This window comes from Pseudomonas sp. PH1b (assembly GCF_000633395.1).
In the GTDB taxonomy this organism is placed as follows: Bacteria; Pseudomonadota; Gammaproteobacteria; order Pseudomonadales; family Pseudomonadaceae; genus Aquipseudomonas.
On sequence record NZ_AYMU01000002.1, the window covers coordinates 545527 to 564274 of the forward strand.

The 18748-nt window shown below is 63.8% G+C and carries 14 protein-coding genes; 6 read left to right on the top strand and 8 right to left on the bottom strand.

The genetic code is table 11. The features are described 5' to 3' along the window. Nucleotides 1–195: 195 nt before the first annotated feature. The 7 genes from U873_RS0105130 to U873_RS0105160 all read right to left on the bottom strand — a co-directional run bounded on the left by U873_RS0105130 (nucleotide 196) and on the right by U873_RS0105160 (nucleotide 11612). Nucleotides 196–5154, bottom strand: a complete 4959-nt coding sequence (locus U873_RS0105130; protein WP_025127211.1) for a hemagglutinin repeat-containing protein — start codon at nucleotides 5152–5154, stop codon at nucleotides 196–198. 101 nt (nucleotides 5155–5255) lie between these two features. Beyond that, nucleotides 5256–6923, bottom strand: coding sequence for a ShlB/FhaC/HecB family hemolysin secretion/activation protein (locus U873_RS0105135; RefSeq protein ID WP_256244282.1), 1668 nt, complete (start codon nucleotides 6921–6923; stop codon nucleotides 5256–5258). Nucleotides 6924–7729: 806 nt separating this feature from the next. Further along, entirely contained in the window at nucleotides 7730–9061 is a 1332-nt protein-coding gene (locus tag U873_RS0105140; protein WP_025127213.1) for a deoxyguanosinetriphosphate triphosphohydrolase, read from the bottom strand. Between the two features lie 187 nt (nucleotides 9062–9248). Then, nucleotides 9249–10412 (bottom strand): EAL domain-containing protein, encoded by a 1164-nt coding sequence (locus U873_RS0105145; RefSeq protein ID WP_025127214.1) that lies wholly within the window; start codon nucleotides 10410–10412, stop codon nucleotides 9249–9251. A gap of 156 nt (nucleotides 10413–10568) precedes the next feature. Next, nucleotides 10569–10910 carry a hypothetical protein gene (locus U873_RS0105150; protein ID WP_025127215.1) on the bottom strand — a complete coding sequence of 114 codons (342 nt, stop codon included), beginning with the start codon at nucleotides 10908–10910 and terminating at the stop codon, nucleotides 10569–10571. Then, on the bottom strand, nucleotides 10907–11296 hold the full coding sequence (locus tag U873_RS0105155; RefSeq protein WP_025127216.1) for a phage holin family protein: 390 nt from the start codon (nucleotides 11294–11296) through the stop codon (nucleotides 10907–10909). The genes U873_RS0105150 and U873_RS0105155 overlap by 4 nt, the downstream gene beginning before the upstream one ends. A 1-nt stretch (nucleotide 11297) precedes the next feature. After that, entirely contained in the window at nucleotides 11298–11612 is a 315-nt protein-coding gene (locus U873_RS0105160) for a YqjD family protein (RefSeq protein WP_011062506.1), read from the bottom strand. Nucleotides 11613–11948: 336 nt separating this feature from the next. Here U873_RS0105160 and U873_RS0105165 point away from each other — a divergent pair, with 336 nt between their 5' ends. Continuing rightward, nucleotides 11949–13157, top strand: a complete 1209-nt coding sequence (locus U873_RS0105165; protein ID WP_025127217.1) for an ammonium transporter — start codon at nucleotides 11949–11951, stop codon at nucleotides 13155–13157. 62 nt (nucleotides 13158–13219) lie between these two features. On the opposite strand, the gene U873_RS0105170 is transcribed toward U873_RS0105165, so the two are convergent. Then, complete coding sequence (locus U873_RS0105170; RefSeq protein WP_025127218.1) at nucleotides 13220–15175, bottom strand: monovalent cation:proton antiporter-2 (CPA2) family protein; 1956 nt, start codon at nucleotides 15173–15175, stop codon at nucleotides 13220–13222. 241 nt (nucleotides 15176–15416) lie between these two features. Here U873_RS0105170 and U873_RS0105175 point away from each other — a divergent pair, with 241 nt between their 5' ends. From U873_RS0105175 to U873_RS0105195, 5 genes are all read left to right on the top strand, one after another. Continuing rightward, nucleotides 15417–16511 carry an acyltransferase gene (locus U873_RS0105175; protein ID WP_025127219.1) on the top strand — a complete coding sequence of 365 codons (1095 nt, stop codon included), beginning with the start codon at nucleotides 15417–15419 and terminating at the stop codon, nucleotides 16509–16511. 36 nt (nucleotides 16512–16547) lie between these two features. Beyond that, nucleotides 16548–17519: an acyltransferase gene (locus U873_RS0105180; protein ID WP_025127220.1), complete on the top strand. Its 972-nt coding sequence runs from the start codon at nucleotides 16548–16550 to the stop codon at nucleotides 17517–17519. Between the two features lie 70 nt (nucleotides 17520–17589). Further along, nucleotides 17590–17826 carry a glutaredoxin family protein gene (locus U873_RS0105185; protein ID WP_025127221.1) on the top strand — a complete coding sequence of 79 codons (237 nt, stop codon included), beginning with the start codon at nucleotides 17590–17592 and terminating at the stop codon, nucleotides 17824–17826. A gap of 111 nt (nucleotides 17827–17937) precedes the next feature. Continuing rightward, nucleotides 17938–18384: a S24 family peptidase gene (locus tag U873_RS0105190; RefSeq protein WP_025127222.1), complete on the top strand. Its 447-nt coding sequence runs from the start codon at nucleotides 17938–17940 to the stop codon at nucleotides 18382–18384. Nucleotides 18385–18425: 41 nt separating this feature from the next. After that, nucleotides 18426–18746, top strand: a complete 321-nt coding sequence (locus U873_RS0105195; RefSeq protein WP_025127223.1) for a hypothetical protein — start codon at nucleotides 18426–18428, stop codon at nucleotides 18744–18746. Nucleotides 18747–18748: the final 2 nt, after the last annotated feature.

Sequence of the window (18748 nt, forward strand, 5' to 3'; positions counted from 1 at the left end):
CTGTTGGAGAGGAAATAGTTGCGAAAGTACTGATGAGGACAATCTAAGACAGGTCCTACATCGAATAAGGGGAGGTATTACAGTTGGTCGTAATTAATGGAAGTCAATTAAGGCCAGAGGGCTGTTTTCCGTGGACGAGAACCGTCCCGGAAGGGGTTCAACAAAGGCCGCCCTCGGGGGAGGGCGGCCGGGGTCTCATGGAGTTTTCTGGTCGATGCCGGCTTGCAGCAACGGGCTGTCACTGTGGCCGCCGACACGCAGCGGGCCCAGATTGAACAACTGGTCCTTTTGCGTGGCGTCGTCCTGTTTGCGGGTCAGCTCGGCGCCGCTGCCCAGGGCCAGGTTGACCGGTGACTTGGACAGGTTGAGCCCGGCGTCGAGGCGCAGGTCAGAACCGGCCAGGGCCGTGCTGCTGACCTTGGAACCGCCCAGGTCGACCGCGCCCTGGCTGGCGCTGATGCGTGCGCCGGTGAGCCGGGTCTGCCCACCCACTTGCAGGTTGACGCCCTGCTGGCCACTGATGCCCGAGGCCTGTTCCACGCTGTCCTTGCGGGTGTGGCTCAGGTCCAGGTTCAGGGTCGGGGTGTAGGTGGTGTTGCCGCTCTTGTCGCCGAACAGCACGCTTTCAGCGGTGTCGGCCACTTTGCTGCCAGTGGTGTTCTTCTCGCTGACCGAATAGCTGTCGCTGGTCTTTGGCCAGAAACGCTGTTTGAGGTCCGAGAGCCGATTGCCCAGCGCATCGGCCTGGTCGGCCAGGTAGTTCTTGGCCTTGTCCACGCCGCTGCCCAGGGCGCCGCGAGGCTCCGGGTTGACGTCGTAGCTGCCACTGCGGCTGAGCTTTTCCCCCAGGCGTTCCTTGGCGTTGCTGGCCTGGCTGAGCACGCTGTCCTTGGCCGAGCCGAGCTTGTCGACGCCCTTGTCGACCGCGTTTTCCAGCTTCTCCCGATGTTTTTCGAAGCCTTTCTCGGCCTTGGCCTGCAGGTTGTCCTTGAGGGGGCCGGCCGGCTTGGCCAGTTTGCTCACCAGGCCTGGTTGGTTCTTCTCCACATCCAGCTTGGCGTCGATGTTGACCTGGGTATTGCGCAACTGGTCCTGGCGGCTTTCGATGAGCAGGTCGCCACCGATGGTCCCGTCGACCCGTTGCGCGTCGATGCGAGCACCGGCCAGGTGCACATCGGCGGCACTGTTGAGCACCACCTGGTCGGCCTTGATCAGGCTGTTGTGCTGGGTCGTGTCTTGGCGCCGGTCGACGTCGACCTTGGCCCGGGCATTGATCCCGCGGTCGATCTTCGGCGAGTCGTGCTCACCGGCATCGGCCAGGGTGGTCTTGCCCAGGTTGGCCCCGGCACCCAGGGTCAGGCCCCAGTTGTTGTGAGCCTGGGTGGACTGTGCCGATTCCTGGAAGACACCGCCCTGGGCCGCGTCCAGAACCACTTTGCCGGCATCGATCCGTGTGCCCTGCAGGTGAATCGCGCTGTCGCCGCTGGCCTCGCTGCCCAGCAGCACCTGGCCCTGGCTGTAGAGCTGGGCACCGCGTTGGCTCTGGTCCGTTTCGGCGACCCGGCCAATGTTGAAGTTGGCACTGAGGTTGGCTTTCTGGGCACTGCTCTGTTCACTGCTGGTCTTGCCGCCACCGACCGTGAGGCCGCCGCCGAGGTTGCTGCCCTGGCTGCTGTGGGTGTCGCTTGCGGCTTGCAGGTCGAGCTTGCCGCCGGCCTTGAGGCTGATATCGCCAGCGGGGCGCGCGGCGTTGCCGATCTGCGTGCCTTGCAGCGTCAGGTCGCCGCCGCTGTTCAGCTGGATCGGTCCCTGGCCCTGGAGGCTGGCGACTTGCGCCTGGCTGTCCTGCTGGTTGAGGGTCTTGTGGTCCAGTTGCACCCCGGCGCCGACATTGAGATGGGTGCCGCTGGCCCCCGGTGTGCTGGCCAGGCTCAGGGACGCATCGCCGCGCAGGCTGGTGTTGCTGCTGGCTTGACGGTCATTGGCCTGGTTCAGCGCCAGTTCACCGCCGGTCTTGATGCTGATACCGCCCTGGCCGCCATTGAACTGGCTGCCTTCGAAACGGCCGTCGCCTCCGAGCTGGATATCCACCCCCTGGCTGCCGGCGTAACTGCCGACCTGGGCCTTTTCCTGGGTGCTGGTGACGCTGCTGCTGCCGCCTGCACCACTGCCGCGGATGTTCAGGTCTTCACCGGTATTGGTGTAGACCCGCACGCCGGCCTTGGCGTCCAGGGCCTGCTCGCTGCTGCTGTGGGTATTGCTGGCAGCACTGGCCAGCAGGCTGTCGGCGCTGATCTTCACGGCGCCGTCGGTGGCGCGGTACTGGGTGCCCTGGTCGTGCAGTTGCCCGGCGGTCCTGACCTCGACCTTGCCCCCGCTCAACTGGCTGACCACGGCCTTGCTGCTGCTTTCGGCAACCTGGCGATTCTGGTGGCTGACATCCACATCCAGGCCGACATTGGGCTGTTCCAGGGCATCGAGCACCCCGGGTTGATGGAACTTGCGCTGGGCCACGCCTTGGATGGCCTTTTCGATCGGCCGGGTGACGCCCTTGTATTCCACGTTGGCACCGACATCCACTGCCCAGTTGTTCTCACTGTGCTGGCTGCTTTCGCTGTTGCGCGCGGCTTTGTTGTCGATCTCTCCAGCGTTCACCGCAAGCGTGCCGCCGGCCTTGACCTGGGCGCCTTCGGTGCTCAGGCGCTTGCCGGCATTGAGGGTCAGGTTGCCGCTGGCGGCGATGCTGCTGGTTTGCGCAGTCGTCTTGCTGCTGCTGTCCTGGCTGCTGTTGTGGGCCACTTCCACGCCGTTGCCGGCCCGGTCCAGGCCGCCGGTGTAGTAGAAGCCGCCACCGCTGGTGGTGCTGTCGCTGTGTTTTTCCTGGGTGTTGTCGGCCGCCAGCAGCTGGATATTTTTCCCGCTCAGGCTGGCGTCGCCGGCGGTGGCCGCAAGGTCGCTGCCCTCGATGCGCAGGTCGTTGCCAGCGCTGACCGCCAGGCTGCCGCCACTGAGGCTGGACGCCTGCTGCCGAGTGCTGTCGCTGCTGTCGTTGCGCTGCTGGTCCTGGTAGCGCACACCGGCCCGGTACTGGGTGGTGCCTGGCGCATTTTCCTTGGCGTAGGCGTCGAAGCCGCGCTCCTGGGTGCTGGTGCTGCTGTGCTGGGTATCCTGCGCTGCGGCGACCTTCACCGAGCCCTTGGCATTGACGTCCAGATGCCCCTGGGCAGCCACTTGCGAGCCGCTGATGTTCAGGTCCTCGGCGCTCTGCAACTTGAGGTTGCTGTCCGAGCGTACCTGGCTGCCGACGGTGGTGCTGTTCTTGCTCTGCTGGCGGCTCTCGTCCTTGGCGATGCCGAAGAACTTGCTGTCCTTGCTGTGGTTGTTGCTGTGGGACGTATCCTGCACGCCGTCGATGGTCAGCGAACCCTCTTGGCTGATGACGCTGGCCTGGGTCCCGCCACGGGCCTGGCTGCCACTGATGCGCACCCTGTCGGCATGCACGATCAGCTTGCCGTCGGCATTGACCTTGCTGCCCTGGTTCTCAGTCTTGCCCTGGTCGCCGTCGGCATTCTTGCCGAAGAAGCCACCGCCCACCAGGTCGCCGGAGTAGCGCTGGTTGCTCTGGCTTTGCTGGCGACTGGCGCTGTTGATGTCCACATCCTTGGCAGCCAGTTGAATGTCGCCCTTGCTGTGCAGTTCGGCACCCTGCAGTTGCAGTTTGCGCTGGCTGTCGAGCGCCAGTTGCTGTCCGCTCTTGAGCCGGCTGGTGACGCTGCGCTGCTCGCTGCTGGCGGTCTCCCAGTGCTCTTTCCACAGGTGCTTGCGGTGCTGGCCCTGGTCACGCTGGGTGTGGGTCTCGGTGGCAGCGGTCAGGCGCAGGTCGCCGCCGCTGGTGGCTTTCAGGCGATTGCCGGCCTCGATACTGCTGCCCTGGATTTCGGTGTCGGCGCCGGAGTTGAGTTCGGCATCGTGCTGGGCCACCACCTTGTTGCCGTGCTGGCGTGTGTCGCTGTCGGTCTCGGTGCGGTCGTAGGTTTCCCAGGTGATGCCAATGGTGCTGTTTTCCCACTGCTGGCGCTTTTCCTGGAGTTTGCGGCTTTCGATGCTGCTCAGGGTCAGGTTGCGCCCGGCATCGAGCTTGACGTTGACGCCACTGACGTCCGTGGCTGCCAGGGTCAGGTCCCGGGCCCCGTGCAGGTCGATGTCGCCCTCGCTGTGAACCCCGGCGCGCACAGCGTCGAGGCTGTTGTCCAGGGCCTTGCCACGGATGTCCAGGTCACCGGCGGAGTGCAGCTTGACCCCGTCGCGGCCATTCACCTGGACTGCGCCGACTCGTACCCCGGCACCTTCGGCGGTGCTGACGATATTGATCCGCCCGGCCAGCATGGCGCCGAACAGGTTGGCGTCGATGCGTTGTTCCTGGGTACGGCTGGCGGGGTCGACCTTCAGGACCTTGCCGCTGGGGTAGTCGAGCTGGTTGCGGCCGACGGTCAGATTCAACTGGTCGTGGGCCTTGAGCTGGCCCAGGCTGTCGATGCTGGGCGCGATCAGGTTGATCGAGCCCTTTTCATTGAGCAGTCCGCCGCCGTGGATATCCAGCCGGCCTCCGGCGTTCTGGGTATTGAGCCGTTGCAGCTTGTCGCCCTGGAGTTCCGGGCGACCCACCACCAGGCTGGCGTTCGGGGTGTTGATGAAGCTGCCACCGTTGACCGAGATGCCATTGGGGTTGGCCAGCACGAAGTCGGCCGGGGTGCCGAAGATTTCTTGGGCGCCATTGAGTTGCGAGGCATTCTGGCTGATCACTTCGTTGAGGATCACGCTGGCCGCCTGGCCCTGGAACTGCGCGTTGGCCGCCAGTTGTCCGGCCAGTTGCGATGGCCCGTCCCGCAGGGCGTTGTTCAGCACCACGCCCTGCTGCCCGACGTTGTAGTCCAGGAACTGGTTGTGGGACAGGCCGCCGGCATTGGGCGCGACGATATTGACGATGGGCACGCCGCCCTGGTTCAGCAGTTGCGGAGTGCCACCGGGGCCTTCGACCACGGTGATGCCATTGGCGAGGGCCAGGGGCAGGTGGGCCGCCAGCAGCAGGCCGGCGATGGTCCAGCGCAATGTGCCCTGGGGTGAAAGGTGGAACCTATGAGTGTTGTCCGGCATGAGAACCTCGTTCTAAGTGGGTGAGCCGGGCGTTGCTTTATCGGGTGCAACGGCGCGTGGTGCTCAGGTTCATCGGGTACTTCAGGCTAAATGTCGGTGGATCAGATCTGCAGGCTGATCCTGGCCAGCCAGACTTCCGGTTCCGTTCGAAAGCGCTCCGGAGTGTTCAGGCTGCGTTGGTAATCCAGGTCCAACTGGAGGTTTTTCCAGGCCAGGTTGAGCCCTGCGCTGGCGCCGCTCAGGTGCTGGCTCTGGGCACCGTGCCTGGCCTTGATCCAGCCGTCGTCCAGGCCCAGGCGCGGGGTGATCTTCAGCGGCAGGTCGGTGCTCAGGGGCAGGCGCAGGGTGTTGCGCCAGATCCCGCCGATGGCCCCCGAGGCACTGTTGACGCGGTAGCCGCGAACCGCCGAATCATCGGTCCCCAGCAGTTGTTCGATGGCCGGCAACGGGTCGGGGCTGTACTGCAGGTTCAACTGGCTCTGCCACTGCCAGCGCTGCTGGCCCCACTGGCCGTTGCGCCACTGGCTGAGCCCGGCGCGATACTTGCGAAACTGGGCCTGGGGCAGGTTGCGCTGCACTTGCTGCGAGTCGCGGTCGGCACCGAACCAGGTCAGCCCCTGGGCGTAATTGACATCCAGGTTCCATACCGCGCTGTTGAGCCAGAACAGATTGAGCCCGGCCTCGGCCACGGTCAGGGTTGGGCTCTGGATCTGCAGATGAGCCTTTTGCAGGTAGCTGTCGACGTCCTTGTAGGCCAGTTGCAGGTTGGCACTGAGCTGGTGGCTCTGATCGCGCCACAGCACCCGGTCGGCGCGGCCGCTGACCATGTCGGTACGCCCGCTGTTGTACAGGGTGGTGCGTGCCAGCTTGAGAGGGGCACGGTACTCGGCGTGGCTGGCGAACAGGCTGTAGGTCCAGTAGCCGTAGGGCACCGAGTAGAACAGGCTGCTGCTGCGGCTGTAGCGCGGGCCGTGGTTGAGGGTGTCGCTGTAGTTGAGGTTCAGCGCGTCGTTGATTTGCAACGGGCTGTCGAGGTTGAGGTTGATCGACTGGCGATCACGGCCGGTGCCGGCGCTGCCGAGATTGTCCACCCCCAGCCCGAGCCCCCAGCGGGCCGCCTTGCTGCGCGAGCGCAGGATGATCCGCGAGGCGCCGGGCTGGCTGCCCGGGGCGATGTCGGCGGTCAGGTCCACGGAACGCAGGCGGTTCAGCTGGTCCAGGCCCTGCTCCAGGTCGCGCAGGTTCAAGGGGTTGCCGAGCATTCCCGGGAACGCGCCGCGCAACGACACCGGCAGGCTCTGGTCGGCCAGCTCGATGGCTTCGACATAACCTTCCTCTACCAGGATATCCAGGCTGTGGCCGGCCGCCGGGGCACTGGCCAGGTACGGGCGACTGGCGATATAGCCGGCGTCGACATAGAAGCGGGTGATCGCCGCCAGCAGTTGGTTGATCTGATTGACCCCCATGCAGGGCGCCAGGTACGGCTTGAGGTAATCGTTGAGCCGGGCCTTGTTGAACAGGCTGACACCGCCGATGCGGGTACCGCTGAGGGGCCAGCATTGATTGTCGGTGACGCCTTGCTCCGGCAACTGGGGCGTGGCCGGGGCGCCGCCGAAGCTGCCCCGCTGCATCTGCCGCTGGCGCTGTTCCAGTTGCAACTGTTGCAGGTCCCGCTGCTGTTGCTGCTGCAGGCGCAGGGCTTCCTGCCCGGGTTGCAGGTCATCGGCCAACGTCGGCGTCAGGTACGCCAGGCCCAGTACCAGTCCCAGGCAGCCCCAGCCGGTACGGCTGAGAAGGGAACGATCAGTGCGTGATGGATAGGGCACTTGGCATCCTTACTTTAAGAAGAGGAAGTGACGAAAAGCCGACCGCGCAGGCTCAACTAATAGCGTCGCTTCTAGTTCAGTTTTGTGAACCTGAAATACCGTCGACTTGTATGTCGACAGCGAGTGTTCAAGTTCTCGAAAGTGACAGTTCCTGAGTAAGTTCCGAGTCGAGCAGTGCAACGTCAGGTATGACAAAAGTCTTGAGTAAGATGCAATGAAAACGTTACAGCGCAGGGTGCAATTAATTTTTCCGGGGAGGGCCAGCGGGGAAAATTCCTGTTGAAATCGAGACTATCCGAAACCTGAAAACCGATTTGTACGTAAATTGTAAATGCATAGAAGGCTAACAGTTTTTTACTTACGGCCTTGATTGGCAAGGGGTGTGGCGATGAGCGCGAAGATTTCCAGGTAGGAGGCTTATTTGAGGGGCTGCTGAAATGTTCGGTTTCTATGAGCCTGTCCGGCGATACCGGCCAGCCATGAAGAATGTTCTTTGTTAGTTTCAGTTGTTAATCGAGTAGTTGCTCTATTTTGAGTGAGCAAGATTGGCTAAGGGTTTTCCTTATATCGGCCTGCCGGAACTAGTGCTGATCATTCACAAGGCACTGCAGTTGCTCGGCGCCTATTGCCCCGACCTTTCCTGGGCGCTCGGTCCGGAATGCGCGTAGGGGAATCCCTTAGTTGCCGATTGGATGGTGCAAGTCATATCAAGCGCCTGTTACTGCTGGCAGGCGCTTGATCGGCGCGGGTTATTGCGGGCTTGAGCGCCCGGTCATTTCCCGGGCCATTTCACTGGCGTAGCTGTCGGTCATGCCGGCAATGAAGTCGATCATCCGCAGGAACGAGGTATGCAGCGGCCAGTGCGGGTCCGGTGCATTGTTGCCCAGCAGGTCGAGGATCCGCCGGTTCTTGAACGACGGGGTCTTGCCACCGTGTTGCTCCAGCGCCGCGCCGCAGAAGGAGTTGAGCAGGATCTCCAGGGTGGTGTAGGCGCCGATCTCGTGCAGGGTCTTGCGCTTGTCCTGGAAGATCTTGCGGCGCGCCACGTCCTTGGCATTGAGCACGCAACGCTTGGCCGGGCCGTGCATGTGTTCCACCAGGTCGCCATGCAGGGTGCCGGCCAGCAGTGCGTCCTGCTGTTCGACGAAAGCCCGGGCGGCGGCGTTGGTCAGGTGTTCGATGGCCTTGCCCCGAAGGATCGCCAGGCGCCGTCGGCGAGAGTCCCCCGGACCCAGCTGGCGATAGGTTTCCGGCAGGTCGTCGCCCACCAGGCCCAGGAGCAGGGCTTCGACTTCGGCGTACTCCAGCAGGTCCATCTCCAGGCCGTCCTCGAGGTCGATCAGGGCGTAGCAGATGTCGTCCGCGGCCTCCATCAGGTACACCAGCGGGTGGCGGGCCCAGCGCTGTTCTTCGAGCTGTGGCAGGCCCAGTTTGTGGGCGATCTGCTCCAGCAGCGGCAGCTCGCTCTGGTAGCAGCCGAACTTGTGTTTCTTGTAGCCCAGGGAGTCGGCGTGGCGAGCGGTCCAGGGGTACTTGAGGTAGGTGCCGAGGGTGGCGTAGGTCAGCCGGGTGCCGCCGTCGAACTGGTGGTATTCCAGTTGGGTGAGGACCCGGAATCCCTGGGCATTGCCTTCGAAATTGAGGAAGTCCTGGCGCTCGGCCTCGCTCATCGCGTCCAGCCAGCCACGCCCGGCAGCCTGCTGGAACCAGTGGCGGATGGCGTCTTCGCCGGAGTGGCCGAAGGGCGGGTTGCCGATGTCGTGGGCCAGGCAGGCGGACTGCACCACCATTCCCAGGTCGCTGGGTTCGCACCAGTCGGGCAGGGCGCTGCGCAGGGTTTCGCCGACGCGCATGCCCAGGGAACGCCCGACGCAACTGACTTCCAGGGAGTGGGTCAGGCGGGTGTGGATGTGGTCGTTGCTGGACACCGGGTGCACCTGGGTCTTGCGCCCCAGACGGCGGAAGGCGCCGGAGAAGATGATGCGGTCATGGTCTTTGTGGAAAGGGCTACGGCCGAGTTCTTCCGGGCTGTGCACTGGCTTTCCGAGGCGTTCGCGGTTGAGCAGGGTCTGCCAATCCAAGGCGGGTCTCTCCGAAAAAAAACTGAGGCGCCCAGCTTCCGGGTTCCCGGGCAGGGCTGCAAGAGGGGCGCTGCGCCGGACTGCAAGTAATTGCGTCCGCAACGGGCGAGCCGGGTGGCCGGGGCCAGGTGCCGGTGTTGTCAGCGCCTGCGCCAGCCCTCCCGCGAAGGCGATACAGGCTCAAGGGTTACAGGCCGGCGGCATCGATATCGATCAGCAACAGGCGCTGGCCGTTTGCAAAGAACTGCCCGGCCGTCAGGCAGTATTGGTTGCTGGTGGCGTCGCGGTAGGTGCTGGAGAGGATCAGGCGTCGTTCCTCCCAGCCTTCGGCCAGCAAATGATAGAAGTACGGGCGCCACGACCAGTTGTGGCCGACGTAGCTGTTGTCGGCCTGCCAGCCGTTAGGGCGCCATTCCAGGTTGGGTGTCAGTTGGGTGCCATGCCGGTCGCACTGATAGAAGCGCAACAGCCAGGGAAAGGCCTCGACCTCGGGCAACTGGCTGATGGGCGCCTGGGCCTGGGCCCAGGCCTGGAGCAGGCTCATCAGCTGGACCAGTTGCTGGCGCATGCGCATCAGGCGCAGGCGCTCGTCGAGCTTGTGTTGCACATAACGCTGGCGCAACCGAGCAAAGGGCTGGACGAAGGCGTCGCTGGCGAACAGTGGCTCCTGGGCCTGGGCAAACAGGAAACCCTGGACATAGCGCGAACCGCACTCCAGAGCGAAGCTCAGCTCGGACTCGGTTTCCACCCCTTCGGCGATGATCCAGCAGCCGGTCTTTTCCGCCATCTGCGCCAGGGCCCTGACCACGTCGCCGCTGGGACCGCCCCGGGCGGCCGCCTGGAACAGGCGCATGTCGAGCTTGAGGATGTCCGGTTGCAGGGCCAGTACCCGGTCGAGTTGCGAATAGCCGGCGCCGAAGTCGTCGATGGCGATCCGCGCGCCCGCCTGGCGGTAGCGCGCCACCACTTCCGCCAGGCGCTGATTGTCGCCCCCCAGCTCGGTGATTTCGAAGACGACACGCCGTGGATCGACCTGGTGCTGGTGCAATTGCTTGAGGCTCGGCAACGGCTGCCCTGGGCGCAGCCGGCTGATCCAGCGCGGCGAGATGTTCAGGCTCAGGAACCAGTCCGCCGGCGCTTCGTGCAAGCGCCGCAAAGCGTCGGCGCGGACCAGGCGATCAAGGCGGCGCAGGGCGCTGAAGGGGGTTCGCGGATCGCTGAACAGCGGCCCCACGGATTTCAATTGGCCATTGCCCTGGCGCAGCCGGCCAAGGGCCTCGACGCCGGCAATGCGCCCGGTGGCGGTATCGATGAATGGCTGGAAGCAGGCGAGCGGTTGCCCGTCGATCACAGGGCCTCCTTATCAGAGTCTTGTTGGAGTGAGCGCCTGGGTTGCCGGGTGGCCAGGCAGGCGTCGGCCCCTGGGGAGAGGGGCCGAGTCCGGTTGCTTAGCAAGAATGCAGCCACCTGCGCGGCTGATGGAGAAGGAGCGACCGGAGTCGGCCGCTCAGGGTTTGCGCGAAGCGCCTTGCATCGCCAGGCGGATCAGCGGCAGCAGACTGGTGCCCAGGCGCACCAGACGCGTGAGGCTGCTGACGCCACCGCTCTTGGCGCCCTTGCCGGTGATGAATCCCAGCAGGGTCACCACCGCCACGCCCCAGAGCGGTGCGTGCTTGAGGCCAAAACCTTCCTGCCAGCTTTGGCCCAGGCCACGCACCCGTTGCAGGGGCTGCAACAGTTGCTGGGACTCGTGGCGGATTTCCTGGCGGTGCATTTCCATGCGCAGGCGGATCAGGACCTTGCGCATTTCTCGGCGCGAGGTGTTCTGCGGAACTTCAGGCAGCTTCATGGCAGCAGGCGCTCCCGATCATTGGCCAGTTCTTCAAGGGTGGCATGGAAGGGCGAGGACTCGTCGAAGATCGCGGCCTTGAGGCGCAGGCCGCAGAAGATCGCCGCCAGGGTGTAGAACAGGCACAGGCCGATGATCCCCGCCAGGCGGTAGCTGTCCCACAGCAGGATCAGCACCAGTGCCGACAGCCCCACCAGCAACAGCAGGGCAAACACCAGGGCCAGCCCGGCAAACAGCAGCAGGCTCACGGTGCGTGCTTTCTGCTCCTGCAACTCGATGCCGAACAGTTCGACGTGACTGTGCAACAGGCCCAGGACCGCCGCCCCGAGGCGCCGCGAAGAAGCGCTCGGACCGCTGCCGGACGCCGTGGATTCACCGATAGCCATATCAGCGCCGCGTCGCCAGGAGGCCGATCAGGAAGCCCACGCCGGCGGCGATCCCAACCGATTGCCAGGGGTTGCTCTGGACGTAGTCCTCCGCCGCGGTAACGGCCGCCTGGCCGCGCTGGCGCAGGGAGTCTTCGGTCAGTTGCAGGGTTTCCCGGGCCTTGAGCAGGCTGTCGTGGATTTGCTCGCGCAGTTCATCGGCCTGGTCGCCAGCCAGGGTCGCGGTGTGTTCCAGCAGACGCTCCGTGTCACTGACCAGTGCCTGAAAATCCGCCATCAGTACTTCTTGAGCCGTCTTTGCCGTTTTGCTGGCCATGGGTCTATCTCCGTAGTGGCTTGTGAGAGCTATGAGTGTGAGCCTCGGGTGAAGGTTCACTGTAATTGCCTGGTACAGCTTTTGCTTTGTGCTGGTGCGCAGGCTGGCAAGCCTGCGCTGAAAACGAGCGAGGGGCACGCGGTAGACCGCGCAAACCCTGGCCGAAAAAACTCAACCTCAGGTCATTCATGTTCATGCGCTGTCGCGTCCGGGTCCTGGCGCGCCAAAACGGTTCACCGATCGCGCGTGCTGCCACGCCTCGGACCAATTTGGTGCAAGGCCGCCGGCGTGCGTGACGCAGGAATGATGATGGCCGATTCCGGATCTGCCTACTCCATGGAAAATCTGCAAAGCGCTGTAGACACCCTGGTCCACGGTTCCAACACCCTGTTCATCCTGATCGGTGCGGTCATGGTCCTGGCCATGCACGCCGGTTTTGCCTTCCTCGAAGTGGGCACCGTCCGGCAGAAGAACCAGGTCAATGCGCTGTCGAAGATCCTCAGTGACTTCGCGGTCTCGACCCTGGCCTATTTCTTTATAGGCTATTGGATCTCCTACGGCGTCAGCTTCCTGCAGCCGGCGGCGGTGATCAGTGCCGATCATGGCTATGGCCTGGTGAAGTTCTTTTTCCTGCTGACCTTCGCCGCGGCGATCCCGGCGATTATCTCCGGTGGCATCGCCGAGCGCGCGCGTTTTGTGCCGCAATTGTGCGCCACGGTGCTGATCGTGGCCTTCATCTATCCGTTCTTCGAAGGGCTGGCGTGGAACGGCAACTTCGGGCTGCAGGCCTGGCTGGCCCAGCGTTTTGGCGCAGGCTTCCATGATTTCGCCGGGTCGGTGGTGGTGCATGCCATGGGCGGCTGGCTGGCGCTGGCGGCGGTGCTGTTGCTGGGGCCGCGCAACGGCCGGTATCGCGACGGCAAGCTGGTGGCGTTCGCGCCATCGAGCATTCCCTTCCTGGCCCTGGGATCGTGGATCCTGATTGTCGGCTGGTTCGGCTTCAACGTGATGAGCGCCCAGACCTTGCAGGGTGTCAGTGGGCTGGTGGCGGTGAACTCGCTGATGGCCATGGTGGGCGGCACGGTGGCGGCGTTGATTGTCGGGCGCAATGACCCGGGCTTCTTGCACAACGGCCCGCTGGCCGGGCTGGTGGCGATCTGCGCCGGCTCGGACTTGATGCATCCGGTGGGGGCGCTGGTCACCGGGGCGATTGCCGGGGCCCTGTTCGTCTGGTGCTTCATTGCCGCCCAGAGCCAATGGAAGATCGACGACGTGCTCGGGGTCTGGCCGCTGCACGGTTTGTGTGGCGTGTGGGGCGGTATCGCTTGCGGGATCTTTGGCCAGAGTGCCCTGGGCGGGTTGGGCGGTGTCAGCCTGATCAGCCAGTTGATCGGCACCGGCCTGGGGGTGGCGGTGGCGCTGCTGGGAGGCTTTGCCGTGTATGGGGTGATCAAGGCCTGCTGCGGGCTGCGCCTGACCCAGGAGCAGGAGTATTACGGCGCCGACCTGTCGCTGCACAAGATCGGTGCGGTGAGCCAGGACTGACGCTCCACGGTAGGGGCTCAGGGCCCTGGCCGCTTGATGGCCAGGGTCGATGCCGAGGGCGTTCAACCGGCCTGCAGGCGCGTTTCGCAGGCTTCGACGGCCTCCTGTGAGCCGGACACCAGCACCCGGTCGCCGGCCTGCAGGCGCGGGGTCGGGTTCAGGGGCAGGTCGCTGCCATTGCGCTGCACGGCGCGTACGTCCACGCCCAGTTGTTCCAGGGCCAGTTCTTCCAGCAACTGGTTGCAGGCGCGGGCCCCGGCATCGAGTTTCACCGCATGCATCTGCACCGCAGCGGGCTCACTGTTGTCCAGTGGGGTGCTCTGGGCTCCGAGGTAGAAACCATGCAGCAGGCGATAGCGGCTGTGGCGCACTTCATCCACCGTGCGCTGCACCCGCTGCTCCGGCAGGCCCAGCATGATCAGGGCGTGGGAGGCGAGCATCAGGCTCGACTCCAGCAGTTCGGGCACCACTTCATTGGCGCCGGCGGCCTTGAGCTCGGCCAGCTGGCTGTCATCGCGGGTGCGCACCAGGATCGGCACGGTGCGGTCCAGGCGGCGAGCAGCCTTGAGTACATTCAGGGCGATGTCGGTCTTGTCCACCGCGATCACCAGCAGCCGGGCCCGTTCCAGGCCGACGGCCGCCAGCAGGTCGCTGCGCCGGCAGTCGCCATAGTGCACGCAGCTTTCCGCCGCCGAGGCTTCCTGGACCCGGACCGGATCATCGTCCAGGGCGATGTAGCGCAGTTGCTCGTGACGCAGGAAGCGCCCGATGGACTGGCCGACCCGGCCATACCCGCAGATCAGCACATGGCCTTGCAATTGCGCGTTCTGCGCGCTGATTTCCTCCAGTTGCGCGGCCTGGTTGGGCTTGCGGTGCAGGCGCGCGGTGATCAGCGGTGCGGCCCGCAGCAGCAGTGGCGTCAGCAGCATGGAGCAGAAGGTGGCGGCCAGCAGCAGGCTGCTGATCTGTGGTGGAATCATCTGGCTGAGTTGCATTTGCGCCATCAGCGCGAAGCAGAATTCACCGCCCTGGGCCAGGGCCAGGCCGCTGCGCCAGGCAGTCTCGCCGTCGCTGCCGCGCAGCTTGAGCAGGGCGGCCACCACGCTGCCCTTGATCAGCAGCAGGGCCAGGGTCAGGCCGAGAATCAGCAGGCTATGGTCGAGGAACAGTTGCAGGTCGATGAGCATGCCGATGCTGACGAAGAACAAGCCCAGGAGAATGTCGCGGAACGGGCGGATGTCGGCTTCGATCTGGTGCCGGTAGTGGCTTTCCCCCAGCAGCATGCCGGCGAGGAAGGCCCCCAGGGCCGGGGACAGGCCCAGCAGGTGAGTGAGCCAGGCGGTCAGCAGGACGATCACCAGGGCCAGCAACACGAACAGCTCGGCGGAGTGGGAAGCGGCCACTTCGTGGAACAGCCGCGGCAGTAGCCAGCGGCTGGCCAGCAGCAGGCCAACGAACAGCACCAGGGTCTTGCCCAGGGTTGCGGGCAGGGCCCAGTACCAGGCCTGGTCGCTGTGGCCGGCAAAGACCGGGACCAGGGTCAGCAACAGCACGGCCACCACGTCCTGGAACAGCAGCACGCCGATGGCGTTCTGGCCGTGGCTGCTGAAAATCTCGCCGAGGCTGGTCAGCTCCTTGCTGACGATGGCGGTGGAGGACAGGGCCAGGCCCGTGCCGAGCATCAGTGCCGAGGTCAGGGACATGCCGAACAGGGCCAGCAACAGACCGAGGATCAGGCCGCTGCACAGCACCTGCAGGCTGCCCAGGCCAAACACCACGCGGCGCAGGGCGAGCATCTTCGACAGGGAGAATTCCAGGCCCAGGGAGAACAGCAGGAACACCACCCCCAGCTCCGCCAGGTCCGGCAGGTCTTCACTGTCGTTGACCCAGTCCAGGGCGGTGGGCCCGACCATCAGCCCGACGGACAGGTAGCCCAGCACCGGGGGCAGGCTCAGGCGCCGGAACAGCGCGATGACCACCAGGGACGAGGCGAGAATGATCAGTAGATTGGCAAACAACGGGCATCTCCGGACAAGGGGCAGGCAGGGCAAAGACTAGAGGCAAAAAGGCGGGGAGGATTACCCGGGCGACGGAAAACGGCCCTGACTCACGTCATTCTTTATCGAGAATGTCTCATCTTCACGAGCCTTCGCTATGCTCAGGGTCTGTTGAAAAGGCTGTGCTCGAGCAGTTTTCACACAACCTGCCGGGCTGCGGTTTTATCCACAGGACCCTGCCAGTGAGGAGCCGGAGAGGTTTATGGAGCGTCTGTATTCTCTGCAAGGGCTGCGTGGTGCCGCGGTGCTGGGAGTGGTGCTGTTTCACATGATGTCGGTGGAGATCAAGTATTCCGGCGGCGACATCCTGCTGCCGGTATTCCTGAACTTTTTCCAGCTCGGGGTCGACCTGTTCTTCGTCATCAGTGGCTTCGTGATGGTGATCGTCAGTCGCGGGCGCTTTCAGAAAAGCCTCGAGACCCAGCGCTTCCTGTTCAATCGCCTGTCGCGGATCTACCCGACGTACTGGCTGTATTTCTTCATCACCCTGGGGGTCTACCTGTGGCAACCCGGGCTGGTGAACAGCAGTCATGGCGGCTCGAACCTGTGGCTGTCCTTCCTGCTGTTGCCCAATGACCGGGTGTTGCTGGTGATGGTGGCCTGGTCGTTGCTTTTCGAGCTGTGGTTCTACCTGATGTTCACACTGTTCCTGTTCTTCAAGGAAAAGCGCCTGCCGCTGATCCTGCTGTTATGGGCGCTGGGTATCGTGCTGTTCAACCTGGTGCAGAACTGGCAGGACTATTCCCCGGCGTTGAAGATCATGCTGCATCCCTATGCCCTGGAGTTCATCGCCGGTAGCGCACTGGCGCTGTTCTTCTACGGTCCCCACAGCGCCAAGGTGCCCACGGTGCTGGTCTGGGCGGCATTGGCGGCGGTCTTTCTGCTGGGGATTCCGCTGATCTACGCCTACCAGCTGTTCTTCACCGAGGGGTTGCCGAGAATGCTGGCGGTGGGGCTAACCTTCGGCACCCTGGTGCTGTCCCTGGCCTTGCTGGAGCGACGGCAACTGATCCGGATACCAGCGTTTCTTACCGCCACCGGAGACATGTCCTACACCATCTACCTGTCCCACCTGCTGGTGCTGGGGGTGGTGGGGCGAGCCTGGCAGGTGATCGGTTCCTGGCCCGGCAGCTATGTGGACAACCTGGTGTTCTGCCTGCTGATGATGACCGCGGTGGTCTGCTATGGCTGGGTCGGCTATCACTTCTACGAGAAGCCGATCCTCGATCGTGCCACGGCCTACTGCAAGCGGCGCTTCAGTTCTGGCACAAAACGCAAACATTACGACCCGGTGTAATACCCGGATTCTTCCTGTTCATTCGGGTGGTCATCGATGCCGAAAGTCCTCAATGCGAACCTCGACGCCCTGAAGGTCCTGCTGGCGGTAATGGTGGTGCTGCTGCACTGCAAGCTGCTGGGGGGCAATTACACCTGGGCCGGCTACCTGCTGTGCAACGGCCTGTTCCGGGTCGCGGTACCGACGTTTTTCATCATCAATGGCTACTACCTGTACCAGTCCCTGAGCGGCGGTCATTCCTTTGCCCAGTGGTTCAAGCGCTGCCTGTTGATCTACCTGTTCTGGATGCTGGTCTACAGCCCGCAGTACGTGGATCCGGCGACCCTCCTCAGCCTCGGCGGGGTGCTGGGGCTGTTGAAGAAACTGCTGATCGGCTATTTTCACCTGTGGTACCTGCTGGGCATGCTCGGTGGCGGAGTGATGCTGCTGGTGCTGCGCAACTGGCGTTCGAGCGCCCTGATCGGCCTGGTCCTGGTGACGTTCCTGAGCGGTCTGTGCCTGCAGTACGCACGGGTTTACTACGAACTGCCCAACGTGTTTCTCCAGCACTTCAACCAGAACGACTACACCGCACGCAACTTCCTGTTCATGGGGTTTCCGTTCATGGCCATCGGCTTTCTCTGCGCACGCCATCGCCTGGAACAACGCATCAGCCGGCGCAGCCTGTGGTGCTGGCTGATTCTCGGGCTGGGAGCGATCCTGGCTGAGGCCGGGCTGAACTTCGCCCTGCGGGCCGACGTCGAGCAGAACTTCGATTTTCTCGCGTCATTGCTGGTGCTGACCCCGGCGCTGTTTCTGTTGCCGATGGTGTATGTCCGGGGCAGCGAGAGCAATTTCGCCGCGAAACTGTCGTCCGCGGTGTATTACGTGCACCCCTGGTTCATCTTCGCAGCCCTGTCCCTGGGACTGGCCTACGGCAACCTGATGGCGGGGCTGGTACTGGTGCTGGCCTTTGGTGTGGCGCCGTTGCTGATCCTGGCCAGCCGTCGAGTCCGCTTCATTCTGTGAAGGCTGCCTGGTCGACGGCTTTTTCTCACCGGCCTAGAATAATCACCGGTTCTTTTATGGTTGCCCTGTCATGCCCCCTGAATGTCAATTGTTCGGCACCCTTGGTTGCCACCTGTGCGAGCTGGCCGAAGCCGAGTTGATGCCACTGGTGGAGCACGGCCTGATGGTCGAGCTGGTGGACATCGCCGAGAGCCAGGAGCTGTTCGACGCCTACGGCCTGCGCATCCCGGTCTTGTGCCGGGTGGACACCGGCCTCGAGCTGAACTGGCCCTTCGATGCAGAGCAGGTGGTGGCGTTCCTGCGCTGAGACGGGGCCCGGCCCGAAGCGGCCTCCGCCTGTCGCTCGCGACGGGAATTCGTTGGCGAGATCCGTCGATTCGGTTACTGTATGCATATACAGCAATCGAGGAATCTCGCCATGTCTCTCACTTTCCTGACCGGTACCGAACGCTCGCAACCGTTGCCAGCCCGTTTCCTGAATCCGGTCGACAGCGACGGCGTCTCTTTGACCTCAGGCCCCACCGGCAGCGGTTTTTCCCTCGACCGGACCCTGGGGCTGGGCGCTCCGGGCATCCATGGTCTGCTGGTGGATGACGACAACCTGCTGGGGTTCGGCATCTATCCGGGCGATCGGCTGATCGTCGATCGCTCGGCCACGCCGGTGGTGGACCAGTACTTGGTCGTGCGTCCCCGAGGCTGCGACGAATATTCCCTGCGCCTGCTGGCCCCCGATCCACGTGGCGGCCTGCTGCTCAAGGCGGCGCGGCCTTCAATCCCTTCCATTGTTCTGGATGACCTGGGCTCGATCGAGATCTGGGGAGCGGTGCTGTGGGTGGTCAGTTATGTAGGGCGCAAGCAGCCTTGATGGGATGTGGCGGACGATTCAAACCGTTAAAGGAATAAATGATGGTCAATGTCGAACAACTGAAAAACAGCGTGAACAGCATGTCCACCGATGTGGTCCGCGAGGCGGTGCTTGAGCTGCGCCTGGATGGCCTGGTCACCGAGGGCAAGACACCGTTCAACAAGCTGCACTTCAACACCTGCTTTGCCGAGATCGAGGCCTTGTTCCAGCGTGCCGGCTACCACCGGCAGCTGGATGTGGTGGGCTACCAGGGGTTGCTCTATGCACTCTATGATCCGGGCCGCTGGGAGGCCGTGGATGTGTTGCGCTGGCTGAAGGAATTCACCGAGGCGGCGGCCCAGGCCAAGCAGTCCTGCGCCTGAAG